1 protein-coding gene is annotated in these 244 nt (G+C 57.0%); it reads left to right on the forward strand.

Annotation, left to right across the window (positions count from 1 at the left end; translation table 11 throughout):
• On the forward strand, positions 1 to 244 hold a 244-nt coding region (locus FE394_RS10800; protein ID WP_319926398.1), incomplete at both ends, for an AMP-binding protein.

The raw sequence follows: 244 nt of genomic DNA on the forward strand, positions 1-244 counted from the left end.
GAGCATCGGGGGGTGGTGAATCTGGCTTTGGCGCAAATCACCCGGCTTGGTGTCCGGAAAACCAGCCGGGTGTTGCAGTTTGCTTCACTGGGCTTTGATGCCAGTGTCTGGGAAATCATGATAACGCTGAGTGGTGGTGCCTGTCTGGTCATCCCTGACGATGAAGTACGTCAAGACTCCCGTTATCTCTGGCGTTATCTGGAAGAACAGGCCGTGACGCACGCTTGTCTGACCCCGGCCCTGC

Origin of the sequence: Xenorhabdus littoralis (genome assembly GCF_033949345.1) — a bacterium.
GTDB lineage: Bacteria > Pseudomonadota > Gammaproteobacteria > Enterobacterales > Enterobacteriaceae > Xenorhabdus > Xenorhabdus littoralis.